The sequence below is a fragment of the Arthrobacter sp. R1-13 genome (assembly GCF_054161475.1).
Window position 1 is genome coordinate 660,967 of sequence record NZ_CP096420.1, and the last position, 24,916, is coordinate 685,882.

Annotated in this window: 24 protein-coding genes; 10 read left to right on the forward strand and 14 right to left on the reverse strand. The window is 62.5% G+C overall.

The genetic code is table 11. The features are described 5' to 3' along the window. Nucleotides 1-83: 83 nt before the first annotated feature. Together M1D88_RS03285 and M1D88_RS03290 are read right to left on the reverse strand one after the other, a co-directional pair. Nucleotides 84-1,199 (reverse strand): Gfo/Idh/MocA family protein, encoded by a 1,116-nt coding sequence (locus M1D88_RS03285; protein WP_458113179.1) that lies wholly within the window; start codon nucleotides 1,197-1,199, stop codon nucleotides 84-86. Continuing rightward, complete coding sequence (locus M1D88_RS03290) at nucleotides 1,196-1,936, reverse strand: sugar phosphate isomerase/epimerase family protein (protein ID WP_458113180.1); 741 nt, start codon at nucleotides 1,934-1,936, stop codon at nucleotides 1,196-1,198. The genes M1D88_RS03285 and M1D88_RS03290 overlap by 4 nt, the downstream gene beginning before the upstream one ends. 184 nt (nucleotides 1,937-2,120) lie before the next feature. On the opposite strand from M1D88_RS03290, the gene M1D88_RS03295 reads away from it, so the two are divergent. Both M1D88_RS03295 and M1D88_RS03300 read left to right on the forward strand, forming a co-directional pair. Beyond that, a complete protein-coding gene (locus tag M1D88_RS03295; protein ID WP_458113181.1) occupies nucleotides 2,121-3,353 on the forward strand; it encodes an ROK family protein in 1,233 nt (410 codons plus the stop codon). A gap of 103 nt (nucleotides 3,354-3,456) precedes the next feature. Further along, nucleotides 3,457-4,665, forward strand: coding sequence for an MFS transporter (locus M1D88_RS03300; RefSeq protein ID WP_458113182.1), 1,209 nt, complete (start codon nucleotides 3,457-3,459; stop codon nucleotides 4,663-4,665). Between the two features lie 122 nt (nucleotides 4,666-4,787). Here the strand turns inward: M1D88_RS03300 and aceB are convergent, their stop codons facing one another. Then, on the reverse strand, nucleotides 4,788-6,449 hold the full coding sequence (gene aceB, locus M1D88_RS03305; RefSeq protein WP_458113183.1) for a malate synthase A: 1,662 nt from the start codon (nucleotides 6,447-6,449) through the stop codon (nucleotides 4,788-4,790). A gap of 284 nt (nucleotides 6,450-6,733) precedes the next feature. Continuing rightward, nucleotides 6,734-8,077, reverse strand: a complete 1,344-nt coding sequence (gene aceA, locus M1D88_RS03310; RefSeq protein ID WP_458113184.1) for an isocitrate lyase — start codon at nucleotides 8,075-8,077, stop codon at nucleotides 6,734-6,736. A 172-nt stretch (nucleotides 8,078-8,249) separates the two neighbouring features. Here aceA and M1D88_RS03315 point away from each other — a divergent pair, with 172 nt between their 5' ends. Both M1D88_RS03315 and M1D88_RS03320 read left to right on the forward strand, forming a co-directional pair. Further along, nucleotides 8,250-9,764: a helix-turn-helix domain-containing protein gene (locus M1D88_RS03315; RefSeq protein ID WP_458113185.1), complete on the forward strand. Its 1,515-nt coding sequence runs from the start codon at nucleotides 8,250-8,252 to the stop codon at nucleotides 9,762-9,764. Between the two features lie 311 nt (nucleotides 9,765-10,075). Continuing rightward, nucleotides 10,076-11,353, forward strand: coding sequence for a serpin family protein (locus M1D88_RS03320; RefSeq protein ID WP_458113186.1), 1,278 nt, complete (start codon nucleotides 10,076-10,078; stop codon nucleotides 11,351-11,353). A gap of 28 nt (nucleotides 11,354-11,381) precedes the next feature. Here M1D88_RS03320 and M1D88_RS03325 read toward each other — a convergent pair whose 3' ends face one another. After that, a complete protein-coding gene (locus M1D88_RS03325; RefSeq protein ID WP_458113187.1) occupies nucleotides 11,382-11,690 on the reverse strand; it encodes a hypothetical protein in 309 nt (102 codons plus the stop codon). 100 nt (nucleotides 11,691-11,790) lie between these two features. Here M1D88_RS03325 and M1D88_RS03330 point away from each other — a divergent pair, with 100 nt between their 5' ends. After that, entirely contained in the window at nucleotides 11,791-12,381 is a 591-nt protein-coding gene (locus M1D88_RS03330; protein WP_458113188.1) for a TetR/AcrR family transcriptional regulator, read from the forward strand. A gap of 156 nt (nucleotides 12,382-12,537) precedes the next feature. Continuing rightward, complete coding sequence (locus tag M1D88_RS03335; RefSeq protein WP_458113189.1) at nucleotides 12,538-13,254, forward strand: queuosine precursor transporter; 717 nt, start codon at nucleotides 12,538-12,540, stop codon at nucleotides 13,252-13,254. A gap of 102 nt (nucleotides 13,255-13,356) precedes the next feature. Here the strand turns inward: M1D88_RS03335 and M1D88_RS03340 are convergent, their stop codons facing one another. The 6 genes from M1D88_RS03340 to M1D88_RS03365 form a co-directional block, all read right to left on the reverse strand. Continuing rightward, nucleotides 13,357-14,295, reverse strand: a complete 939-nt coding sequence (locus M1D88_RS03340; protein ID WP_458113190.1) for a type IV toxin-antitoxin system AbiEi family antitoxin domain-containing protein — start codon at nucleotides 14,293-14,295, stop codon at nucleotides 13,357-13,359. A gap of 154 nt (nucleotides 14,296-14,449) precedes the next feature. Further along, on the reverse strand, nucleotides 14,450-15,820 hold the full coding sequence (tgt, locus tag M1D88_RS03345; RefSeq protein WP_458113191.1) for a tRNA guanosine(34) transglycosylase Tgt: 1,371 nt from the start codon (nucleotides 15,818-15,820) through the stop codon (nucleotides 14,450-14,452). A 116-nt stretch (nucleotides 15,821-15,936) separates the two neighbouring features. Next, nucleotides 15,937-16,662, reverse strand: coding sequence for an SRPBCC family protein (locus tag M1D88_RS03350; RefSeq protein WP_458113192.1), 726 nt, complete (start codon nucleotides 16,660-16,662; stop codon nucleotides 15,937-15,939). Nucleotides 16,663-16,728: 66 nt separating this feature from the next. Continuing rightward, nucleotides 16,729-17,718: a DUF6707 family protein gene (locus M1D88_RS03355; RefSeq protein ID WP_458113193.1), complete on the reverse strand. Its 990-nt coding sequence runs from the start codon at nucleotides 17,716-17,718 to the stop codon at nucleotides 16,729-16,731. Nucleotides 17,719-17,885: 167 nt separating this feature from the next. Continuing rightward, nucleotides 17,886-18,425, reverse strand: a complete 540-nt coding sequence (locus M1D88_RS03360) for an NUDIX hydrolase family protein (protein ID WP_309107612.1) — start codon at nucleotides 18,423-18,425, stop codon at nucleotides 17,886-17,888. A gap of 69 nt (nucleotides 18,426-18,494) precedes the next feature. Then, nucleotides 18,495-19,259: a VOC family protein gene (locus M1D88_RS03365; protein WP_458113194.1), complete on the reverse strand. Its 765-nt coding sequence runs from the start codon at nucleotides 19,257-19,259 to the stop codon at nucleotides 18,495-18,497. 63 nt (nucleotides 19,260-19,322) lie between these two features. Between M1D88_RS03365 and M1D88_RS03370 the strand changes: the two genes are divergently transcribed. Next, nucleotides 19,323-19,940: a YdeI/OmpD-associated family protein gene (locus M1D88_RS03370; RefSeq protein WP_458113195.1), complete on the forward strand. Its 618-nt coding sequence runs from the start codon at nucleotides 19,323-19,325 to the stop codon at nucleotides 19,938-19,940. Between the two features lie 37 nt (nucleotides 19,941-19,977). Here M1D88_RS03370 and M1D88_RS03375 read toward each other — a convergent pair whose 3' ends face one another. From M1D88_RS03375 to M1D88_RS03385, 3 genes are read right to left on the reverse strand one after another with little or no spacing between them, the layout of a single operon-like run. Next, entirely contained in the window at nucleotides 19,978-20,697 is a 720-nt protein-coding gene (locus M1D88_RS03375) for a GntR family transcriptional regulator (RefSeq protein ID WP_458113196.1), read from the reverse strand. 3 nt (nucleotides 20,698-20,700) lie between these two features. Next, entirely contained in the window at nucleotides 20,701-21,186 is a 486-nt protein-coding gene (locus M1D88_RS03380) for a PTS sugar transporter subunit IIA (RefSeq protein WP_458113197.1), read from the reverse strand. Then, nucleotides 21,183-21,413, reverse strand: coding sequence for a glucose PTS transporter subunit EIIB (locus tag M1D88_RS03385; RefSeq protein WP_458113198.1), 231 nt, complete (start codon nucleotides 21,411-21,413; stop codon nucleotides 21,183-21,185). Before M1D88_RS03385 ends, M1D88_RS03380 begins: the two co-directional genes overlap by 4 nt. A gap of 206 nt (nucleotides 21,414-21,619) precedes the next feature. Here M1D88_RS03385 and M1D88_RS03390 point away from each other — a divergent pair, with 206 nt between their 5' ends. From M1D88_RS03390 to nagB, 3 genes are read left to right on the forward strand one after another with little or no spacing between them, the layout of a single operon-like run. After that, nucleotides 21,620-22,903, forward strand: coding sequence for a PTS transporter subunit EIIC (locus M1D88_RS03390; protein ID WP_458113199.1), 1,284 nt, complete (start codon nucleotides 21,620-21,622; stop codon nucleotides 22,901-22,903). Further along, the gene (locus M1D88_RS03395; protein ID WP_458113200.1) at nucleotides 22,893-24,155 is read left to right on the forward strand and encodes an N-acetylglucosamine-6-phosphate deacetylase; all 1,263 of its coding nucleotides are present in this window, start codon (nucleotides 22,893-22,895) and stop codon (nucleotides 24,153-24,155) included. Before M1D88_RS03390 ends, M1D88_RS03395 begins: the two co-directional genes overlap by 11 nt. Beyond that, nucleotides 24,136-24,915: a glucosamine-6-phosphate deaminase gene (gene nagB / locus M1D88_RS03400; protein ID WP_458113201.1), complete on the forward strand. Its 780-nt coding sequence runs from the start codon at nucleotides 24,136-24,138 to the stop codon at nucleotides 24,913-24,915. Before M1D88_RS03395 ends, nagB begins: the two co-directional genes overlap by 20 nt. The last annotated feature ends 1 nt before the right edge of the window (nucleotide 24,916 follow it).

The window sequence follows — 24,916 nt, forward strand, 5'->3', positions numbered from 1 at the left end:
CCTGATGTTTTAGAGCTGAGGATGTTTTAGGGCGTGAGGCAGCACAAAAAGTGCGTCTCGTGAGAATTTGCGGTGACTGGCGCTTAGAGCGTGGCGGCGGCGGGGTCCCAGTCCTCCGGCAAAGCGGGGACAGGGGCAGCGGAACTTTCGACGTCGATAAAGCTCCGCGTCTCGATGGATTCGGCGATCGAGGCCATGGTGTCCAGCACGTGGAAAGCCAGCTCGCCCTGGGCGCGATGCGGCCGTCCTTCCCGGATTGCCCGCGCCATTTCGAGGACGCCGGCTCCCCGGCTGGCGGTCGAACCGACGGAGGGTAGGGTGATCCAGTCGTCCGAGCCTGCAGGGCAGATCCTGACATCGCCGTCGAACCTGTTGGGATCGGGGAAGGCGATGGTTGCCTCGGTTCCCGTGATCTCCACGAACCCGGCCCGCGGGTATGGCGAATCAAAGCTGAAGATGCTCTGCGCAGATTCTCCGCCGCCGAATTCGAGGATGGAACTCACATGCGTTGGGACCGTCACGGCGAACTCCTCACCAGCCTTCGGACCGGATCCGATCACGCGGGTTTCCCGTGACTTCGAGCCGAAGGCGGCCACACGGCGGACACTGCCGAAGGTCTGTACAAGGGTGGTGAGGTAGTAGGGGCCGATGTCGAAGAGTGGCCCGGCGCCGTCCTGGAACAGGAAAGCGGGGTTCGGGTGCCACGATTCCGGTCCGGGGGACTGCATCAGCGTCAGGGCTGTCAGCGGCACGCCGATGTCCCCGCGCTCGATCATCCGGCGGGCAGTCTGCAGCCCGGCACCCAGGAAAGTGTCAGGGGCGCAGCCAAGCCTCAGGCCTGCAGCATCGGCGACCTTCAGCAGTCCTCTGCCGGTTTCACGGTCCAGCGAGAAGGGCTTCTCGCTCCAGACATGCTTGCCTGCCGCCACCGCCTGCGTCGCCACCTCCACATGGGCGGCGGGAATGGTCAGGTTGATGACAATCTCAACGTCGGCGTTGCCAAGAACAGTCTCCACTCCGCCATGCAGCGGGATGCCATACTCGGCAGCCCGAGCCGCGGCCGCAGCCTCAAACAAATCACCGATTGCAACCACTTTCACATCGGCGAAGCTGGTGAGGTTGTCCAGGTACTCCTTGCTGATGGTGCCGGCGCCGATGACGCCAACGCCCACTGGCCCGGTATTGAAGTCGCTGCTCATGCGGACACCTTCCCGGTGCTGAGGTAGTTGTAGCTGTCCCGGACGGCATCGAACATCTCGCCCTGGAAATCATCCAGCTCGACGACGGCGGCTTCGAGGGAGCCCGCAGCGTCCAAGACGTCCCAGATGGCCATCTTGCCGTCGCCGACGGCGGTCTGGCTGGACGGGTCGGACGTGAGCGGCCCGTCCTTGATATGGATGAATTTCACGCGGTCGCCCAGCCGGGCCAGGAGCTCAGCAGGGTTCTGGCCGCCAACGGCTGCCCAATAGGTGTCCACTTCAAGGACAACGTCGGGGTTGAGGTGATCGGCAAGGTGTTCCAGTGCGGTCTTTCCCTCAAGAACGGACTCCAGCTCCCACCAATGGTTGTGGTAGCCAACCCGGACGCCGTACTCGGCTCCCTTGGCCGCAGCTGCATTCAGCTGTTCCGCTGTTTCTTTGATGTCTTCGAGGGAGTTCCAGCGCTCCTGGGGTACGTGCGGGTCAATGACAGTTCCAATGCCCAGCTCCCGGGCGGCCGAGAAAATTTCGTCCTGGTCGTCGCTGAGCAGAGGGGCGTGCCCGGACGGGGCAGTGATGTTGTTCTCGGCCATCGCGAGCTTCAACTCAGCGGCTTTTGCAACGAAACGGTAGGGCTCAACCTTGGTGAAGCCTATGTCGGCCAGTCGCTGGATGGTTCCAGCCAGATCCTCTTCCAGGGCCTTTCGGACCGTGTAGAGCTGGATCGAGTATGACACTGTCTCTCCTCGTCTTCGGGGGGTCGTGGGGCTGCTGCCAGAAACCGGGAAAGTACATCCGGCAGTGAGCGGCCTCACAGATCAAGCTAGAGGGACTTCTGTCGAACGTCAAGCAAAAGTTGCAGATAGCTTTTCACTCTTTCTTCAGAGTGACACTCATAAGCATTCGTGCTATCACTGTTCCATGACATCAACTGCCAGCCGGGCCCAAGGCCGGGAACCTGCTGACGCCGCTGCAACGGAACCAGCAGGGGGCTTTGGACGGGCCGGGGACCTTTTCCAGCTCCTGCGCGACGGCAAGCCCCGTACTCGGGCTGAACTGGCGCTGACCACTGGACTGGCACGATCCACCATTGCGTCCCGTATCGACGCTTTGATGCTTTCCGGACTGGTAGGGCCCGCGGGTGAGGCCAGTTCCAGCGGCGGCAGGCCGCCGTCGCGCTTTGCATTCAACCCGTCCGCGCGCTCGATTCTGGCCGCCGATATCGGCGCCACCCACGTCATCGTCGCAGTGACCGACCTCGCCGGGACCATCCTTGCCGAACGCCGGCTGTCCCTGGAGGTTTCGGAGGGTCCGGAACTCGTCCTTGGCCGGGTTGTGGAGGAAGGCAAGCTGCTGTTGGCTGAAGCCGGTGTAGGGACGTCGCACCTGGCCGGCATTGGAATAGGCCTGCCCGGACCTGTGGAACATGCCACCGGAAAGCCGGTCAAGCCGCCTATCATGCCGGGGTGGGACGGGTTCGACGTCGTCCGTTACGTTCAGCGCTCGCTGGCGGTACCGGTGCTTGTTGACAACGACGTCAACATCATGGCACTGGGGGAGCGGAACGCTTACTGGCCGGAGCAGGAGAACTTTCTCTTCGTCAAGGTGGCTACCGGCATCGGTGCGGGGATTATCAGCAGCGGAACCCTTCAGCGTGGCGCAGACGGAACGGCCGGCGATCTTGGCCACGTCCGCGTGCCGCGGGGTGATACGGTGCTTTGCCGCTGCGGAAACTACGGTTGCCTCGAAGCCCTCGCTTCCGGTCCCGCCGTTGCAGGGGAGCTCAGGGCCCAGGGCCTGGCTGCTCAAAGAGGCAGCGACGTGCTCGAGCTCGTGAATCAGGGAAACCCCCAGGCCATTCAGGCTTTGCGCCAGGCCGGCAGGGACGTCGGTGACGTGCTGGCTACCGTGGTTAACCTGCTCAACCCATCGCTGATAGTTATCGGCGGGAGCCTGGGACAGACCGGAGACCACCTGATGGCCGGTGTGCGCGAAGTGGTCTATCGCCGTTCACTTCCGCTGGCCACGAGCCACTTACGGATCGCGTCGTCCATGGCGGGGGACCAGGCTGCAGTACTCGGTGCCAGCCAGATGGTGACGCAGCACGTGCTGTCTCCATCCGTCGTCGAGGCAACGCTTCAAGCTGTCGGCTAGGCTCGCTCGCTGCAAGCTGCTCCCGCGAAAGCGACTGCAAGCTGCCTGGCGTGATAGCAATGGAAATGATGAAATCGATGACCCGTTCCCTGGCTCGGACCCCATGAGGGCGTCACTCCTGCCGAGAGTACCTGTTCTATCCAGGATTCCGCAGGGGCTGATACTGCTGGCCTGCATTGGCCTGATTGCCCTCAACATGCGAGGCCCGTTTGTCGCCGTCGCACCTGTGGTTGGTGCTATGCAGCGGGAGTTGGGGTTCTCCGCCGTCGAACTCGGCCTCCTGACGGGTATCCCGGTACTGTGCTTTTCGCTGGCTTCACCCCTTGCATCATTTGCCGCGCGCAGGTTTGGGGCCGAGTTCGCCATCACTTTGACCCTGTTGGGAGTCCTGGCCGGCGTCGTCCTCCGCTCAGCAGGAAGCGGCGTTCTGGTGATGGCGGGCACGGCCATCATCGGCATTGCCATCACCATTGGCAACATCGCCGTGCCGCTGATCATCCGCCGCGACTTTTCCCCCCGCCGTCAGAGTTCGGCCATGGGCATCTACACGGCGGCCCTCAATATTGGGTCATTCCTCACGTCCGTGGTGACGGCTCCCATCGCCGAAGCGGTGGGGTGGAGGTTCGCGCTGGCCGCGACGGGGCTGTTCGCGGTGGCTGCCGTGGTGTTCTGGATCCTGGCGGTGGGGATGGGCGACGCGTTCCGTCCCCGCCTGGCTGACGCCGGTATAAGGCTGCCGGCAACGGGACGCCCGGCGTCGCGGTGGATCACTGTGGGACTGACTCTTGGCTTCGCGGGGCAGGCATTCTCCTACTACGGGGTGACGGCGTGGCTGCCGACGCTGCTGGCGGACGAGCTTGGGATGGCGCCGTCAGCGGCAGGTGCCGGCTCCTCGCTGTTCCAGATCCTCGCCATTGTGGGCGGACTCGGAGTCCCGCTCGCAGCCAGGATTGCCAGTACGACGGCAGTGGCGGTCACCTTGGGATTGCTCTGGTTGGCCGTGCCCCTGGGTTTGCTGCTTGCCCCGGAACTGTGGTGGCTCTGGTGCTCGTTCGGGGGTATCGCCCAGGGCGGGGGTATCACTATCATCTTCATCGCCATCATCAGGCTGGCCCGGGATCAGGCATCGGCGGGAAGGATGTCGGCTGTGGTCCAGGGCACCGGCTACTGTTTCGCGGCCGTGGCCCCCACCCTTCTGGGCTACGTGCACGGACTTACCGGCTCCTGGACAGTGCCGCTCCTGATGATTCTCGGATCGGTATTGGCGTTCTTCCTTGGCACCACCCTTTCGGTCCGAAAGGCGCCGAAATAGCGTTCAGCCGGCCGGCGCCGTCGTCCGCTTAAATCCCGCTCGGGGGTGCTTCCGTTGCTGGGCTGCCTCCCGGCCATCGGGATGCCTGTTGCGAAGGGCGTGGCAGCCCAGCTAACGGAAAATCAGGCGGCGGAGAGTTCCTCTTCGCTCGCTTCTTCGCGGGCTTCGGTCAGGAAGCGGGCGTAGGCAGGCAGGGTCAGGAACGTGGGGAACTGGTCGCTGAGCGTGACTTCTTCGAAGATGTCACGGGCATCAGTGAAGCGGTCGCCGTCGAACCGTTCAAGCTTGGCGAACTCCTCATCGAGCAGATCCTCCACCCACTGGCGGGTGATGATTTCGCCGTGGTCCGTGATCGCGTGTGCGTAGATCCACTGCCAGAGCTGGGAACGGGAAATTTCCGCCGTGGCCGCATCCTCCATGAGGTTGTGGATGGCGACGGCACCGTTACCGCGGAGCCAGGACTCGATATAGCGGATGCCCACTTCGATGTTGTTCCTGATGCCGGTTTCGGTGATGGTCCCTTCAGTGGCTGCCACGTTGATGAGCGCGCGGTCGTCCGGGATCACATCCTCGCGGAGGCGGTCCAGCTGGTTGCGGCGCTCGCCCAGTACGACGTCGAATACTTCGCGGCAGATCGGAACGAGGTCCGGGTGGGCTACCCAGGAACCGTCGAAGCCGTCGTTGGCTTCGCGGGTTTTGTCGGCGCGGACCTTTTCGAAGGCGTTGGCGTTGGCAACCTCATCCTTGCGGTTGGGAACCGCCGCTGCCATTCCGCCGATCGCCATGGCGCCCCGCTTGTGGCAGGCACGAACGAGCTGCTCCGTGTAGGCGCGCATGAAGGGTTGCGTCATGGTCACCTGGGCCCGGTCCGGGAGGACGAAACGGGGCCCGCGGGTACGGAAATTCTTGATGAGCGAGAAGATGTAGTCCCACCGACCGGCGTTCAGGCCTGCGGCATGATCGCGCAGTTCGTAGAGGATCTCCTCCATTTCGAAGGCCGCGGTGATGGTTTCAATGAGCACCGTCGCGCGGATGGTTCCCTGCGGGATGTCCAGGACGTCCTGCGCCAGGATGAAGATGTCATTCCACAGGCGGGCTTCGAGCCGGTTTTCGATCTTCGGCAGGTAGAAGTACGGTCCCTTGCCCTGAGCCAGGAGGCGGCGGGCGTTGTGGAAGAAGTACAGCCCGAAGTCCACGATGCCGCCGGCGATGGGGACGCCGTCGATCAGCAGGTGCTTTTCGGGCAGGTGCCAGCCCCGGGGGCGGACCACGATGGTGGGCAGTTCCTCGGCAGGACGGAGCTTGTACTCCTTACTGCGTCCGTCGGAGGTACTCGTGAAGTCGATGCGGCGTTCCATCGCATCCGTCAGGTTCAGCTGACCCTGGATGACATTGCGCCACGTCGGCGTAGACGAGTCCTCCATGTCGGCGAGCCACACCTTAGCGCCGGAATTCAGTGCGTTAATCGTCATCTTCTTGTCCACCGGCCCGGTGATTTCCACCCTCCGGTCCTCCAATCCAGGAGCCGGGGGAGCGACACGCCAGTTGGGATCATTCCTGATTTCTTCGGTCTCCTTCAGAAACCGCGGGTCCTGCCCCTTGGCAATCTGTCCCCGCCGGTCACGACGAGCCTGCAGCAACTCCTGCCGCCGCTCAGCCGTGGCCCGATGCAGTTTTGCGACGAACGCCAAAGCATCCGGAGTAAGAACCTCGTTCTGCCGGCAAATAGGCTGCGCGGTCAAAGTAATGCCATTGATAGTGAAGTTGTCGGTAAAGCTGTTCATTTCTGTCTCCTTAAAGACGAGAAGGGAGTTCGACGGCGGTTGTCGCTGAGCGAGGCACAAAGACGGCGGTCCGGGCATCCGTCAGCCTGCGTAAAAGGGGCCCTGTGGCCGGCTTCGTCCTCGCTCTGCGAGGTAAGAAGCCGGCCATGGGGAATAGCACGCCGAGCGATGCCGGTCCAAAGGCCGGACGCAAGCACCGGCGTCGAACTCAACCGCCGTCGGAAGTTGGGCCCACGGCCGCCGGGTTCCCTCGCGAGCTTACGAGTGGAGGGGGCGGCTGGGGATTAGTGGAACTGCCCCTCTTCGGTCGATCCGACCAAGGCGAGGGTGGATGCGTTCGGGTTGAGCGCAGTGGCGATGTCGTCGAAGTAGCCGGTGCCGACTTCGCGCTGGTGCTTGGTTGCGGTGTAGCCGCGGGATTCGGAGGCGAATTCCTTTTCCTGAAGCTCGACGTAGGCGCTCATGCCTTCACGGGCGTAGCCGTGGGCGAGGTCGAACATCGAGTAGTTCAGGGCGTGGAAGCCGGCCAGGGTGATGAACTGGAACGTGAAGCCCATCGCGCCGAGTTCACGCTGGAACTTGGCGATGGTGGCGTCGTCCAGGTGCTTGCGCCAGTTGAACGATGGCGAGCAGTTATAGGAGAGCATCTGGTCCGGGAACTCTGCCTTGACGGCCTCGGCGAACTTACGGGCGAGCTCAAGGTCCGGTGTGCCTGTCTCCATCCAGATGAGGTCGGAGTAGGGGGCGTAGGCCTTGGCGCGGGCGATGCAGGGTTCGATGCCGTTGCGGACTTTGTAGAAGCCTTCGGGGGTGCGGACCGGCTGGCCGCCCTCGCGGAGGATGAATTCCTGGTCGCGCTCGTCGACGTCGGAGGTGATCAGCGTGGCTGCCTCGGCGTCGGTGCGGGCGATGACGACGCTCGGGGTCCCGGCGACGTCGGCTGCAAGGCGGGCAGCGTTCAAGGTGCGGACATGCTGCTGGGTCGGGATGAGGACCTTGCCGCCGAGGTGACCGCACTTCTTTTCCGAGGCGAGCTGGTCCTCCCAGTGAACCCCTGAGGCGCCGGCCTGGATCATGGATTTCATGAGTTCGTAGGCGTTCAGCGGGCCACCAAAGCCGGCCTCAGCATCGGCGACGATCGGCACCATCCAGTCCTCAACGGTCTGGATGCCCTCGGAGTATTCGATTTGGTCGGCGCGGAGCAGGGCGTTGTTGATGCGGCGGACAACAGTGGGTACCGAGTTGGCCGGGTACAGGGACTGGTCCGGGTACGTATGGCCCGAGTTGTTGGCATCCGCGGCCACCTGCCAGCCGGAGAGGTAGATCGCGCGAAGGCCGGCTTTGACCTGCTGCACTGCCTGGTTGCCGGTGAGGGCGCCCAGGGCGTTGGTGTACTGGCCGGTTTTGTGCTCCTCGGTGAGCTGCTTCCAGAGCTTCTCCGAACCGCGGCGGGCAAGAGTGTGATCTTCGGAGACGCGGCCGCGGAGGCGGACGACGTCGGAGGCCTTGTAGTCCCGGGTCACACCTTCCCAGCGCGGGTTGGCGGCCCACTCGAGCTCCAGGGCGGCAGCCTGCTCGCTTGCCATGTCCTGGCCGGACGGCTGGGTGGGCTCAAATGCTGCAGTCATCTTTGTCTCCTTGTTTATCCGGTTATCCGGGTTAGCGCCGGTATTGGTTCCCCGACCGGCCCGTTCTGCTCCGTTGCAGTCCGGGCCGGCCTTTCCGGTGCGGTGTTTCTTTCCGTGAGACTTACTTTTCTGCACTTACAAGACGCTTGCTAGGGGTAATTGCTGGAAAGAAATGCACTTCTTGCCGTATTCTTCAGAAATGCCTACTCCAAGCTGGAACCGGAAAGCCGCACCGCCGTCGTCGTCCTCTGCTTCGGGCGAACTGGACGTCATCAGCCTTGGGCGCCGCGTGCGCCACCTGCGTAAAGCGGCAGGTATGACGCTCGACGACGTCAGTGCCGCCGTCGGCACCGCCCCGAGCCAGCTGAGCCTTATTGAGAATGGCAAACGTGAGCCCAAGCTCGGGCTGCTGCAGCAGCTCGCGGCGGCGTTCAATGTCGGCATCGAGCAGCTGCTGGGCGCGGAGCCGCCCAACCGGCGGGCGGCCTTGGAAATCGAGCTGGAACGCTACCAGCGCAGCCCAATCTACGAATCCCTCAACCTGCCCAAAATCCGTATCAGCTCGCGGCTTCCCATGGACGTGCTGGAGTCCATGGTCGGCCTGCAGCAGGAGCTGGAACGCAAGCTCAATGAGCAGATAGCGACGCCGGAAGAAGCCCGCCGCGCCAACGTTGAACTGCGCGCGATGATGCGTGAGCGGAACAACTATTTTCCGGAGTACGAGGCCGAGGCCCAGAAGGTGCTGGCGAATGTGGGGCACACCAGCGGTCCGCTGTCCCAGCACGTCATTGCCGACATCGCCGCACACCTTGGATTCAGCCTTCACCATGTGGGCGATTTGCCCCATTCCACGCGGTCGGTGACAGATCTTAAGAACCGCCGAATTTATCTCACCCAGAACCAGCGGACGGATCACGACCCCCGTTCAGTGCTACTTCAGGCGTTGGGACACTACGTGCTGGGCCATCAGACACCCTCCAATTACGGGGACTTTTTGATGCAGCGGGTGGCCACCAACTACTTTGCTGCCGCCCTTATGCTCCCCGAGCAGGCCACCGTCGAGTTCCTGCAGAAGGCCAAGCAGGCCAAGGAAATCGCCGTCGAGGACATCAGGGACGCTTTTGCCGTTTCCTATGAAACAGCCGCACACCGTTTCACCAACCTCGCCACCGAGCACCTGGGCATCCGGACGCATTTCCAGAAAACGCACCAGAGCGGCATCATCTACAAGGCTTACGAGAACGACGGCGTGACCTTCCCTCAGGATCACACAGGCGCCATCGAGGGCCAGCCGTCGTGCAAATACTGGACGTCGCGGGTGGTGTTCGACGTTCCGGACAAGTTCCGCGCGTACAACCAATACACCGACACCCCGGCCGGAACGTACTGGTGCACCGCCCGGACCGAGCGTTCCGCAGCTGGTGAGTTTTCGCTGTCTGTGGGTGTGCCATATGCCCACGTGAAATGGTTCCGGGGGCGGGACACCACCGAGCGCTCCAAGTCGGCCTGCCCGGATGAAAGTTGCTGTAAGCGTCCGCCGGTGTCGCTGGCTTCGGAGTGGGCGGGAAACGCCTGGCCCTCGGCCCGTGCCCACTCCCACCTGCTGGCGGCCATGCCTCCAGGCGCCTTCCCCGGCGTCGACGAGACCGAGGTCTATTCGTTCCTGCAGGCGCACTCGGGGAGCTAGTTCCGCCCGCCCGCCCCACCCGACGCTCCTTCACGTTTCGCTGGATTTTTCGGGACGCTCCTTCATGTTTCGCTGGATTTTTCGGGACGCTCCTTCACGCTCGAGCGTGCTCGGCTTCCCTTGTGTTTGGGGTGCGAGAGGTGAGGGAGGGTTGGTGTTTGGGGTGCGAGAGGTGAGGGAGGGTTGGTGTTTGGGGTGCGAGAGGTGAGGGAGCATCGATACCAAAACGACAGCAAACCGTGACCCCTCCGGCATCGTTCTCTGAAGCCCGAACTGGTTGACTGAAATCCAAGGTGTCTGAGGGGGCAGCAGTGAAGAATCTTAGAGCGCAGGTGGTTGCTGTGAGTGCAGCGCTGGCACTTACCGCATGTTCGTCGTCGTCGGCTCCCGAACTGTTGAAAGCCGACGGCGTCTCGCGGGTCACCGTGGAACGCGCAGACTATGAAACCCAGCTGTTGCAGTACCGGAACTCAGCCCTGGCACTCGGAACGGCCCTCTTGGACGACGGCGGGGAGGGTGGTAACGGCAATGTGATTTCTTCGCCCGGTAGCCTGCTGATCGCCCTGTCAATGCTGCGTGCAGGTGCATCAGGGGAGACAGCGGCAGAACTTGATCGGGTCCTGGGGCTTCCGGAGGAGGGGCGGGACGAGGGCATGAACGCCCTGCTTCAGTCGTTGCAGAAGTTCGACGGCGATCCCGGGTCTGTCGATGAGGAAAACCCGCCCAGGACTCCTGTCATGCATGTTGCCAACGGACTCTTTGTCGACAAGAACGTTCCCACAGGTCCCGACTACCTCAAGACGTTGGCGTTGCATTACGGCACGGGTGTCTACCCCGTGGAATTCCGTGACGAAGCAGCTACGGCCCCCGCGCTGGACGCCTGGGTGGACAAGAACACAGGTGGCCGGATCAAAAAGGCGCCCGCCGCCTATGATCCGGAGAATACGTTCAGCCTGCTGAATGCGCTCTACTTTGCCTCGGCCTGGGAAACGCCGTTTGATGCTAACGGAACCGCTGACTCACCGTTTACTAAGGCCAACGGCGAGGAGATCGTGGTGCCCACCATGAATAATCTCGCAGAAATGGCCTACGCCGAAGGCCCTGGATGGCAGGCTGTGGATCTTCCCTACGCCGAAGGGTTCGTGATGCGGCTTGTCCTGCCTGCGACGGGCGCGAACGGGGATTCCCTGAACATCGGAGCTGCGGAACTTTCAGAGATTGCCGACTCCGTGGATGGTGCAGTGCCTGAAATGGTAGAGATTTCATTGCCCAAATGGGATCACAAGAGCAGTTTTGAACTGCGCAAGGTCTTCGAATCGCTCGGCTTGCAGGAGACTCTCAGTACGGACAAGGACTTCGACAACATTCAGCCCGGGATGGTCATCACCCAGGCCGCTCAGGCCGCAAACATTACCGTAGCTGAAAAAGGCACAGTCGCGGCTGCAGTCACCCAGATCAACGGTCGGGCCACGAGCGCCCCACCCATGCCGGACCATGAGATCCATTTTGACCGGCCCTTCCACTACCAGATCGTCCACACCGAGACGGGACTGCCGCTCTTTATGGGCAAGGTGGCGGACCCCCGCTGAGGGCCCCGCTGACGTAAGTCCCGTTGAATTACTTGGACGTACGACCCCGACGCAACACGCCATAGCCCTTAAACAGCCGTGGCACTACGAAGTACACAGCGAGCGGGACCACAACGAGTGTGAGTGCGAAGGCCCGGAGGACCGGATGCCAGCCTTCGGCGAATGGTGCAATGACCGCCATCCCCCCGGCGACCAGCGGAAAAATTGCCAGCCAGGTTATCAGTGCACGGACATGAACTGACGGCATGTGGGCGGCTGCCAATGGAGTGGCGGGTGCAGCATAAGCCTCCCTCGTCGTCGTGATGCTGCTTTGTGCGCTGGCTGCATTCGTCTTCATATTCAATCTTCAACTAATTAGTTGCATTTTCGGTGCTTCTGACGATAGACGGTTCCGCCGAAAACTGCAACTATCTAGTTGGAAACGGTAGACTCGAGCAATGGCATGGGATATCGAACGGACCAAGACTCTGTTGCTGCAGGCAGCCACGGCCGAATTCAGCGAGAGAGGGCTTGCTGGCGCCCGGATCGACAGGATTGCCGCTGCCGCCGGGATTAACAAAGAACGCATCTACCAGTACTTCGGCAAAAAGGATGAACTTTTCGATGCGGTGCTGGCCGCCGAACTGGTCAGGGTGGTAACGGAAGTTCCCCTTGAGGGAGAGGGGCCGGCAGCGCTGGGGGACTACGCCGGCAGACTGTTCGATCGTCACAGCCAGGACGGCATCTTGCCACGCCTGCAGTTCTGGGAGGGTCTCGAGCGGGGTGACTACGTGGTCAACCGGGAAGCGCGGGCCAGCCACTGTGCAGCGAAGATCGACACAATGCTCCAAGTCCTGCCGGGAATCGACCGGGCTGACGCGGCCGATCTGTTGCTGACTGTAGTGACGTTGTGTGATGGCTGGACCGTCCTTCCCCAGCTCGATGCGCTGATGGCCGGTTCCGTTCCCGGGCGCCTTGCCCGCCGTCGTGATTTTGTTGTCCGCACGGTGACCCTGATGGCCGCGTCGCTGGTGGCGGACGCTGCCTGACAGTTCCGGACGCTGTCTGACGGCTACTGCTTGACGGCACTTGATTAAGCACGACGCCGGGTGGCCGGGTCAGTGGCAGAATTACCTGACAGTGCTAATACAGCCGGTGGACGTAAACACCCTCCGCCAAGCGAACCACTACGAACGGACACTCCCATGCCTTCCACCCCGGGCCCCGACGCCCTGCCCCTGACCGGTTCCGTCCGAACCCTCCCAAAGTTCGCCTCCATCGGTTCGCCATACTTCGGAATCCTGCTCGCGTTCATGGCGGTGGTGCTCATCCTGTCCAACATCGGAGCGTCCAAAGGCGTCGCCATAGGCCCGATCATCACCGACGGCGGCTTCTTCCTGTTCCCACTGGCCTACATCCTTGGCGACGTCATAAGTGAGGTCTACGGATTCAAGGTGGCGCGCAAAGCCATCATCACCACCTTCGCCCTGTCTGTCTTCGCGTCCCTCTGTTACTGGATCATCATTGCGCTCCCCGGTTTCGACGACGAGTTCGGCACCACCAAGCAATCCGCCCTCGAAGGAGCCCTGGGCCCGGTTCCGCAAATCGTCCTTGCCTCGCTGCTGGCATTCCTCGCCGGTCAGACCATCAACTCCTGGATTCTGGTGAAGATGAAGGCACGATCCGGCGAGAAGTCGCTGTGGGCCCGCATCATGAGTTCCTCTGTAGCCGGTGAGTTTGTGGACACCTTGATCTTCTGCAGCATTGCCGCTTCTGTCATCGGCATCAACGACTTTGCCGGGTTCGTGAACTACGTGGTGGTGGGCTTCCTCTACAAGACCCTTGTTGAGTTCCTCTTTGTTCCTGTGACCTCCTTGGTGATCGGCTACATCAAGAAGCGTGAGCCGAGCTACGCCGCCTAAGTCCCCGCCGGCGTCTTAGCACTGCCGTATCGAAATCGCCGAAAACATCCGGGTTCGCCGTAAACTCCCGGCGACTGGACAGGTTTCCGGCGAAATCGGGGGTTAGCGCGGAAGGTTAGCCAAGGCGCTCAACACCCGGTTCTTGAACTCTTGTTCCCGGAAGAGGTCCTTCCACTCGACCCGGATGAACCGCCAGCCTGCCTCGACCAGCGCATTCTCCCTTCGCCGCTCCTCGAAGAGCACCTCGGCCGCGGGTTTGTAGTCGAAATACTTTGTCTTCCCATCGAACTCCAGGGCCAGCTTCTCCTCCTTCCACCCGAAATCGAGGCGATGCCTGCCGATGCGGGTTGCGACCTCGAACTGCGGCTCGGGCGGTTTGATCTTGAGCCTCAGAATCAGCTCCCGCGAGAGCGTTTCGCCGGGGGATTCGGAACGACGATCGGCTGTCTCCAGTACCCGACGGAATGTCCGGATCCCACGACGCCCATCCAATGACTGCGACATAGCCTGCAGCACTTGAGCATCTGCGCCCAGACGAAGGGCATGATCCATTACGATCAACGCCTGTCGATAGTTCAGCATCATGGCGCAGTCCGCGGCCGTACGCTCCAGAGATGTGGTGCGTAACCCGCCCAGGGTAATCACCTCGTGCTCGGCAAAGGGACGCGTGTGACATCGGACGTCTTTGCCATGGCGTTCATTCGATGGCCGAACTTGTTGCAGGAGATGGACGAGGTCATCGACGTCCCAGAGAAACAGGCGATGCAGACGGGCCGAAGAAGTGTGGCTGTAAACAAAGCTTCCGGTCGACGTCGTGCGCGTTCCGTGCGCGTGTGCATAGATCAGCTGCCTGCTCCGGACGACCGGGGACTGCTCGTTCCAGATGCTGGCGCGAAGATAACAGCCGTGGCGCAACCGAATAAGGGAGCCGGAATCCAGGAGCGCTTTGATGGCACGGGAACCGTAACCGAGATCCAGCAGCTGCTCGGTGCGCCAGATGTTGCCCGTGCCAGGCAGTGAAAGGGCTTCCCGTTGGGTCATGGAACAAGCTTCCGTGCAGATCAAGGCCACCGGGAGGGCCGGCCGTCGCTATGTGGAAAACTCGAAGTCGCCGGAACCGCTGCCCAGTCGCCGCGAACTTCCGGCGATCTCGCAACCTTCCGGCGATTTCGATGGCGGGGGAAGGCCCGGGGCGTCAGGAGTAGTACTGCCCTAGTGTCTGCTCCTTGAACGCGAAGAAGTCGCCGGATTCGATGGCCAGGCGGGCGTCGTCCACCATCTTCACCACGAAGCGCTCATTGTGGATGGAGATTAGCGTGGCCGAAAGCATCTCCTTGGCCTTGTACAGGTGGTGGATGTATGCGCGGGAGTAATTGGCGCAGGCGTAGCAGTCGCAGCCCTCCTGCAGCGGGCTGAAATCGCGCTTGTACTTGGCGCCGGACAGGTTGTAGCGGCCCTTAGGTGTGTAAAAGGCTGAGTTGCGGGCCACCCTGGTGGGGGAGACGCAGTCGAAAGTGTCAGCGCCGTTTTCGATGGCCGTGAAGATGTCGTCTGGTTCCGAGATGCCCAGGAGATGGCGGGGTTTGTTTTCCGGCAGTTCCTCATTGCACCAACGCACAATCGTGCCCAGATTCTCCTTCTCCAGGGCACCCCCGATGCCGAACCCATCAAACGGCATTGCACCAAGGTCCCGGCAGGCTTTCCGGCGCAGATCCTCGTACTGCGCGCCCTGGATCACGCCGAAAAGGGCCTGATACGGCTTGCCCACGCGCTCCTCGGTCAACCGGAAATGCTCGTCGATGCACCGCAGCGCCCAGCGACGGGTCCGCTCCAACGACTCCTCCTGGTATCCGCGGGAATTCTGCAGCGTGGTCAGTTCGTCGAAGGCAAACATGATGTCCGCGCCGATCCGGTGCTGGACCTGCATGGAGATCTCCGGTGAAAACCTGTGCCGGTCTCCATTGAGGTGGCTCTTGAACCACACGCCGTCCTCATCGACATGGGCGAGCCGTTCCTTGCCCGCAGCGACGGCGTCGTCAGACAAAGCCTGATCCGGCAGGGGCGTCGTCTTCATGTCGATGACCTTTTTGAAGCCTGATCCGAGGCTCATCACCTGAAAGCCGCCGGAATCGGTGAAGGTAGGGCCGGGCCAGTTCATGAAAGCGCCCAGCCCGCCGGCCTCATCCAGGATTTCCGCGCCCGGCTGAAGGTAGAGGTGGTACGCATTGGCAAGCAGGGCCTGCGCTCCTAGGTCCGCCATCGCTTCCGGGAGCACGGATTTGACCGTTGCTTTGGTGCCGACGGCGATGAACGCCGGCGTCTGGATGTCACCATGCGGTGTGGTGATGGTTCCGGTGCGGCCGAGGAACTCCCCGCCGTTGGCGGCTCCCTGTTCCGCACTCGGTTGGCTGGTATCACTGAGCCTTTTGCCCACCGCGAACGCGAAGCCGCGTCCACCCGCAGGCACAGCACGCGCAGGCACAGCACGCGCTGGCACAGCTGGAGCAGGCACAGCTAGGGCAGGAACAGACGGAGTGGGGGAGGACTCCGGGGACTCGTAAGGCATTTTGGAGCGGTTGGCTGGCACGGTTCAAGTGTGCCAGCATGTACGCCGAAAACCGTTATGAGGGCCCAGCGGAGCGCCCGCAGTCAGAACCCGCAACCCCGCTCAGCCAACCCCCGCTAGTGCAGTGGCTCCGACGACGGGTAGTTCTCACCGCGCCATTCGTCCCACAGTGCCCGAATCGACTCAAGCTTGTGCGCCCCGAGCCCGTAGGTGGAAATGATCACCAGCGATCCGCCGTCGGGCCTGACATCCTCGATGACCGGCTGGTCAGCGACGATCAACAGGCCGTCGTTGTGTTCCGCATAGCTGTGCACGGTGAGCCCCACCTGGTGATTGCTCTTGAACCACACCCGCCCTGAGATTTCCTCACCGGTGCCCAACGTCAGCGAGTAATCCTCGCCCGGCGCCCAAACGTCCTTAACTCCAAGTTTCGCAATGGCCGAGCCGGAGGTTCCCGGAACGGAGAAAAAAGAAGTTCGCCGCTTGTCGTGGGGATGGCGTTCCAAAGCGAAACGCAGTTGCTGCAGGAACGTCAGCCAGCCCTGGGTGATGTCCTCGTCCCAGGCGGCCCACTCGGAATTGTGGTCCAACGCCGACCTGGTCACGCTGACCAGGGTTCCGTTGGGTACCGGCTTGAGGGTAAAGATGTCCCCGCCATCTACCGTCAATGAGGTGTGGTCAGGACTTTCGACCACGGTGTCTTTGAAGTAGATCTCGTTGATTTCCTCGGCTTGGTCGTCAGCCTCCCAGCCGTGCCACTGGGCGATCTTGGCGGGCTCCCGCAACATGGTCCACACCTGGGGTGCATCGGCATTAATGACAACGCTCAGATTGTTGGTCATGCGCTTGAATCTACAATGCCTGCCAGTGGGGGTACAGGGGTAATTCGCTACCGATAACAGGTAGTTTCAGGCCCGCACTGCCTCGAGTTCGTTGTTGATCCTGCGGTTCAGTTCGGGGCCGCCGATGGTTTCGGAGCCCCCGTGGGCGCGGAGGAAAAGCAGCGCCTGAAGCCTGAGGAACCGCCACTCCCGCTCGGCATCCCGATTCGAGTTATCGATGGAGCGGAAAATTTCCTTGTCGTACAGGTTTGGTTCGTTGAGGGAGCGCTGCCGCACCCGGGCGTTGACCCGTGCCTTGAACGGATCCGACTCCTGTGAATCAGGTGCGCGCAGGAGTTTCTCGTAGATCTCAGCGCGCTCTTCCTGCCCGGTCTGGCGGCAGATATAGCTGGACAGGGCCAGCGCCGCCTCCACTGAACTCCAGCGGCCCGGATTACCGTCGTACGGCAGGACGTTCAGCAAATCTGCCACGGCAAGGGCGTTTTCCGGGTCCTGGAGCAGGATAAAAAGTTCGTGGGCAAGGTCGCTGAGGTCCTTCAGGCAGCTTCCGGACTTGGTGTTGATGCCTTTGATCAGCCGTTCGCTGAGCAACAGGACACCCTCAGCGTCCGGGTGCGCTTCAGCGGCTCTCTGCACGACAGTCTCGGGTGTGCCCTGCTGTTCGGGTATGAGTGCCAGTTCCTCGTCTGCTGCGGGACTGGCGTCAGTTTCAGCGGCCCCAGCGACGGTGGCCGGGAGGGTGGGCGGCAGCGGAGGTACGACGACGGCGGGAGCCGCCGTGACGTCGTCGTCCTCCTCGTTGGGGTGCTTAACCAGCTGAAGGGACGCTGCGGGAGAGTCGGCGACCAGGACCGACGAGCCCACCGCTATGCGGAGAGTGACGCCGTCCGGCAGGGTTGCGATGATCAGGGCCGGGGCACCGAAGTCGTCTTTTTCGAGCTCCACTTCCTGCAGCTCAGCCGAGCTGTCACCGCCCGGCAGGATCAGGTGGTCCCCGGATTGCAGGGCTCCAGCCTGGCGTTCGCGGTAGTGCTGGGCGGCTGGGGGCTGGGTCATCGGGAGTCCTTAAAGTTCTCTTGCGGTCCGCCCTACAGTCTACAAAGGAGCCGGTCCCCTGTCCGGGATGCGCCGGAACCGCGAGAGTCCCGGCCACAGATCAGGAGAAGGTTCGCGGTCCAATTCAGACTCCGGGCAGTCGAAAGGAACCGGCACTCCGGAGGAGCCTAGTTGCCCACGCCTGCGAAGGCCAACGCCTGCCTGATCAAGGCTCCGCGGCCACCGCTGAATTCGAGCTGGACTCCGGGGCTAAGCACTTCTTCGGGGGTCATCCAGGTGAGTTCCAGAGCGTCCTGGCGGGGTTCGCATTCGCCGGTCACCGGGATGACATAGGCCAAGGCGACGGCGTGCTGACGGTCATCCGTAAAGCCGGTCTGGGACGGAGCGGGGAAGTATTCGGCCACGGTAAACGGCACGGGGCTGATGGGAAGCTGCGGAAAGGCCAGCGGGCCCAGATCCTTCTCCATATGGCGCAACAATGCTGCCCGAATGGTTTCGCGGTACAGAACGCGGCCCGAGACCAGAGAACGGATCATAGTTCCGTCCTCGTCAGCCTGCAGCAGGGTGCCGACCTCGTTCACGAATCCCAACGGGTCCAGTCGGACGGGAACAGCTTCCACGTAAACCATGGGGAGGCGTCCACGGGCCTCGAAGAGGTCCTCAGGGGACAGCCAGCCGGGATTCGGGTCAGGGGTGCGCACGTTCATGGTTAAGTTCTACCGCATCCCTGCCTGAACTCCTTGCCGACTCCTGTGGGATCTGCGAGAACACAAGCTTCAGATGCCGGGCCTCTGCCCCGAAATCCAGAGGGCCGGGTGGTGCGCAGCTGTGCTCGCGTCGGGGCTTGGCACCTGGAGTGTCCGGCTAAATGCTTCCTCGGTAGCGGAAACGTCCCAACCTGCCGACTCGATCTGTGTCCGCATGCTATCCAGGTCACCGCTGTATTCGAAACCCAGACCTGCCCTTGCCGGAGCCGCCCCGGGCCGCACCATCAGCACGCCGCCGTTTTTCGCCGTGAAATCAGCTGTCTCATCGTTGTCCGGAACGGGCCGTGGCCGCGCGCCGATGCTCCGCAATGTTGATGCCGCTCCTGCCGTATCCTCCGTGAACCAGACAGCGACGACGGTAAGCGCCGGATCCGCGTCGGCACAGTTTGCGCCGTGGGCCGCGGGATCGGCGAAGAAACTGAAGCCGTCTCCGGCGCGTATCCGGCAGGTGCGGCCCTGGTCCGCGTCGACCAGGGTGGCCATACCTTCAGCGGCTGCAGGGCTGCCCCGGCCCGCATCGGCCCCTTCGGCTTCCAGCGCTGCTTCGTTGGTGCGGCGGGCAAACTCGTCCAGGTCGCCCACCTCGACGCCGAAAACAGTGGTTCCGTCCTGAGCCGAGCCTGGATCGGCCCACCGCAGGGCGAGCCGGCCGGAACCGGCGTCGAACTCCTGCCATTCGCCGTCGTCGACGGTTTTGACCATCCCCAAAGCGGTGAGCAATAGCGACCACTGATCCAGGTGTGAAGTGAAGTGGATGGGGCGCACGCGCAACATAGAAGCCTCCTCGGGCTGGCGCTGGATGTCGGATAGGGCCATCATGGCATGCACAATTGAGCCATGGCTGTTGAACTCGAGGAACTCCTGGTGAAGGACGCCACCGAATGGCGCCGGTGGCTGGAGGACCACCATGGTTCCAGTCCCGGGGTCTGGCTGGTCTTGCATAAGAAAGGCGGCTCGGTCACTGAACTGGATTACGACGCCGCCCTGGACGAGGCCTTGTGCTTCGGCTGGATCGATGGCCAGGTCAAGCGGCGCGACGACGCGAGCTACATTCAGAGGATGACCCCGCGGGGGTCGAAGAGCCGCTGGTCGCTCCGGAACGTCGGCCACGTTGAGCGGTTGGAGGCGGAAGGCAGGATGACTGCGGCAGGACGCGCCGCCGTCGACGCCGCCAAGGCCGATGGACGGTGGGAAGCCGCCTATCCAGGGCAGGCTTCGGCCGTGATTCCAGAGGACCTCGCGGCCGCTATCGCCGCGGTCCCCGAGGCGCAGTCCATGTTCGATGTCCTGACCTCAGTCAACCGGTATGCGCTGTTCTACCGGACCACCTCCGCGAAACAGCCCGAAACCCGTGCCAAGAGGATTGAGGACTTCGTGGTGATGCTCGCCCGCCATGAAAGCCCCTTTCCCCAGAAGAAGAGGCCGGCCAGCACAAGCGACAAACCCCAGCCCTAGGCGGGAGTGTTCCAAGCAGGCGCGGGCGGGCTCAGGCCTATCCGAGCTCCAGGCGCATGGAGATCTGGTACCGGTCGGAGCGGTATGTAGAGGTGGAGTACTCAACTGGGGTGCCCGGATCGGTGGGTCCGGTGAATGAACGGCGCCGGAAAAGCAGGACAGGTGCGCCTGGCTCGATGTCCAGCAGGGCGGCTGCGGTTTCCGATGCCGCTGCGGCTTCGACGGTCTGTTCCGCATGCTGTACGGGATAGCCCGAGGCTGACAGGATCCGGTAGAGGGATCCGGTGAGGTCCTCTTCAAGCAATCCGGGCAGCAGCCGGGGCGGCAGCCAGGACTCGTCCACGCTGACGGGCGCCCCGTTGGCCAGCCGGACCCGGCTGACCTGATAAGCCTCCTGCCCTGCTGCCAACCCCAAGTGCTCGGCTGCCGGATCCGGCGGCACTGCAGCGGCGGCAGTGATGACGCGGGTGCTGGGCTCGAAACCGGCAGCCCGCATGTCCTCGTTGAACGATGCCAGATGCAACGTTGATCGCACCAGCCCGTGCGAGACGAACGTTCCTTTGCCTTTGACCCGAACCAGGGCTCCGTCCTGGACGAGATCGGAGATGGCCCGGCGCACCGTAATTCGGGAGACTCCGAACTGCTCTTCCAGCTGGCGCTCGCCCAGCAGTGCGTCCCCTGGCCTCAGTTCAGTGGCAACCAGTTCCTGTAGCTGTTTGCGCACCCATACATGCTTCAGCTCGCCGGCGGTATCCATCTCTTACTTTCCCGGCAGAGCGAAGAGGTATCCGCCGGCTTCGACCCGGGCGCCGGTCGCGGGAACATCTGCGGCATCGGGTGCGGTGTCCAGCACTACAACGGGGCTGCACATGCTGAGGTTCTTCGACCGCACAAAGGTGGCGTCCACCCTGATAATGGGGTCGCCGGTGCGGACATGGTCGCCCTTTTGCGCATGCACGATGAAACCTTCGCCCTGCAGTTTGACGGTGTCGATTCCCACGTGCACCAGCACGGCTGGCCCGGAGGGGTGTTGCACGATGTAGGCGTGGGGCATGACCTTGATAACGATGCCGTCGAGAGGGGCGACGGCTGTGAGCGTGCCGGCGTCCTCGTGAGGCATGATGGCGGCCCCACCGCCGACAAGACCCTTGGCGAAGACAGGGTCCGGCACCTCGCTGAGCGGAATGAGAAGACCGGGCAGGGGAGCCGCCACAGTGAGCGCGTCCGTCTGTGCGGCGGTGCTCACATCAGGTCCTGGATGTCTTCAGCAAGGCTCTCGGCTTCGGGGCCGACGACCACTTGCACCACGGTACCCGCCATCATGACCCCGTGCGCGCCGGCGGCCTTGAGTGCCGCCTGGTCAACACGGCCAGCGTCAATGACTTCGGTCCGAAGCCGCGTGATGCACCCTTCGATTTCTTCCACGTTGTCCGCTCCGCCCAAGGCGGCGAGGATGATTTCTGCTTTCGACATATCCACTCCTTGTCCAATTCAGGTTTTGTCGTTCCCACATTGATTTGGCTGGCGAGTCATGATGCCCATTACGGGATCGTGGTTGACAACTTAGCCCTGCACACCTCAAAGTGATGAATGCCACTGGTTATAACCAGCTGGAATGACTCTACTGAATCCCCCACTTCCGCACAAGCTTCATCGAACAGCATTGAAATGAGGATCCCATGAGCTCAGAAAACACCGCCCCTCCCAGCGGAAGCAGCGCGCTGGCCGAGCCGGCGCCCGCCCCTGGAAAAGCCGGCAAGGGCAGCGGCAAGGCCCTACAGAACCTGCAGCGGTTCGGGCGCAGCCTCATGCTCCCCATTGCAGCCCTCCCGGCCGCGGCCCTTCTTTTGCGCCTGGGCCAGGATGACCTCCTCGGACGGTTCGAGTCCCTCACCACAGTTGCCCAGGTCATAGGTGCAGCAGGTGGCGCCCTGTTTGAGAACCTTCCGCTGCTCTTCGCCGTCGGCATTTCTTTTGGCTTCGCCAAGAAGGGTGACGGGTCCACGGCGCTGGCCGCCGTCGTCGGCTTCCTGGTTCTGATCAACGTGTTCAAAGTTATGGCCCCGCTGGTGCTTGGCGCTGCGCCCGAGGGCGGCAAAGATCCGGTCATCAATTACGGAGTGCTGGCAGGCATCGTGATGGGCCTTACGACGGCGTGGCTGTGGCAGCGGTTCCACCGCACCACCCTTCCTGACTGGCTGGGATTCTTTGCAGGCCGCCGTTTGGTACCCATCCTCACGTCCTTTGCAGCCATCGTGATCGGCGTTGTTATGGCTCTCCTCTACCCGTTGTTCAATACGGGATTGACTGCTGTCGGGAATACCGTGGCCGATAACACGGTGGTGGGAAGCGGAGTTTACGGCACGCTCAACCGGCTGCTCATCCCGCTGGGACTGCACCACATCCTGAACTCCATCGTCTGGTTCATCATCGGTGACTACGATGGTGCCCACGGCGATTTGAACCGGTTCTTCGCTGGCGACCCGACTGCGGGTGTCTTCATGACCGGATTCTTCCCCATCATGATGTTCGCCCTGCCGGCGGCCGCATTGGCAATCTGGCAGGAAGCGAAGCCAGGCCAGAAGAAGATTGTCGGCGGAGTTATGCTGTCCACAGGTCTCACCGCCTTCCTCACCGGCATTACGGAACCTTTGGAATTCTCTTTCATGTTCGTGGCCTGGCCCCTGTATCTTGTTCACGCCGTACTGACCGGGACATCGATGATGCTGGTCAATTTCCTCGGCATCCATCATGGTTTTGGGTTCTCCGCCGGAGCCATTGACTACCTCCTCAACTTCGGCATCGCCCAGAATCCGTTGTGGCTGATCCCCATCGGGTTGGGCTACGCCGCCGTCTATTATGTGGTTTTCCGGTTCGTCATCAGGCGCTGGAACCTTCGCACAATGGGACGCGAAGACGAAACTGACGAGAACGGCTCTATGGCCAAAGCCGATGCCAGCTGACAGTTCGTTGACTTTGGGAGAGAACGACGGCGGCGGGCTGGGGCTGCGGGGGCGGCTCGTCACCGGCCTGCCGGACGACGATGTGATCGACGACGGAACGGTGGTGATCGCAGGTAACCGCATCATGTGGTGCGGCCCGACGGCCGAACTGCCCACCGGCGTCGGCGTCGAAATAACGCGAGTGCCTTTGATCCTGCCCGGGCTCGTCGACGTGCATTGCCACGGCGGCTTCGGGCACACCTTTTCGGCAGACCACCTGGCAGCAAGACAAGCGGCCGGTCAACACGCTGCGAACGGGACGACGTCGCTGCTTGCCTCGCTCGTTTCGGCACCTTCGGCGGTATTGCTTGAACAGATCCTGGTGCTCAGGGAACTGGTGGAGGAGGGGACCCTGGCCGGATTGCACCTGGAAGGGCCATTCATCACCAAAAGCATGTGCGGGGCCCAGGACCCCGCGGCCATTATTGACGGTGACCCTGCGCTGCTGAAGCAGTGGCTCGACGCCGGCCGCGGCACGGTCCGTTCCCTTACCCTCGCCCCGGAGACGGCGCACTTTGCCGAGCTGGTGGCATTGTGCCGGGAGTTTGGGGTGGTCCCCTCGCTCGGTCACACGGATGCCACGGCAGCCCGGACACGGGAAGCCTTGGCGGAGACATCTCCGGACGGCGGTCAGCCTTGGTCTGCCACCCACCTGTTCAACAGGATGCCCCCACTCGGGCACCGCCTGCCCGGACCGGTTGCCATCCTGCTGCAGGCAGCCCAGCAAAACCCCGAACAGATGGTCTTGGAGCTCATCGCCGACGGCGTTCATCTTGACCCTGAGATCGTCCGTATGGTCTTCGCCCTCGTAGGTCCGCGGTCAATCGCGCTTATTACAGATGCGATGGCAGCAGCAGGGATGGCTGATGGCCCGTACACCCTTGGCAGCTTGGAAGTGACGGTTCGTGGCGGAATTGCCCGGCTGGACCCGATCCGCGGAGAGGGGGTGCCCGGGGCCATCGCAGGCGGAACCAGCAGGCTTCTGGGAAACGTGCGGCGGTGCGTCGAATGGGGAATACCGCTGACTGATGCCGTCACCGCCGCGTCCTTCACCCCGGCCCGCCTTATGAACCTTAAGCACGTCGGCGCCCTCGTGAAGGGATACAGGGCAGACCTGCTTGTGGCCAATGACGAACTGGAAGTGCTGCAGGTCTATCGATGCGGCGCACAAATTAAACAGGAAGGAAGTGATCGTGCAGATAGTGCTGTGTGAATCAGCCGAACAGGTGGGTGCGCGGGCTGCCGACATTATTGAAGCCCGCATCCGGCGCGGCCCGGCAGTCCTTGGGCTGGCTACCGGCAGCAGCCCAAGGACGACGTACCTGGAGCTCATCCGGCGCCACCGCGAGGAGCAACTCAGTTTCAGCCAGGTCAGGGCCTTCACACTCGACGAGTATGCCGGGCTGCCGGCCGAACATGAACAGTCCTATTGTTCGACCATCCGGCGGGAATTCGTGGATCATGTGAACCTGCCGCTCGAACACCTTTTCACTCCTAGCGGAGACGCCTGCAACCTGAGGGAAGAGGCAGAGCGCTACGATGCCGCCATTGTGTCCGCCGGAGGGGTGGACGTCCAGATCCTGGGTATTGGCGCCAACGGCCACATCGGCTTTAACGAACCAACGTCGTCCCTGGAGTCCCGGACCAGGGTGAAAACCCTGGCGGGAGCGACGCGGGAGGACAATGCGCGCTTCTTTGCGGAGGGGAGTGTCCCGCGACTATGCCTGACCCAAGGGCTGGGGACCATCCGGGAAGCTCGTCAGGCGGTCCTTGTGGCAATGGGCGCCAACAAGGCCGATGCAGTCCGTGCGATGGTCGAAGGGCCGGTGAGTGCCCATTGCCCTGCTTCAGTGCTGCAATTGCATCCTCAGGCCGTCGTCATCCTGGACCCAGCCGCGGCGGCAAACCTGACATTGCTGGATTACTACCGGGAGGCACAGGAGCTCAACGATCAGCTGGTTTCTTACCCTTAGG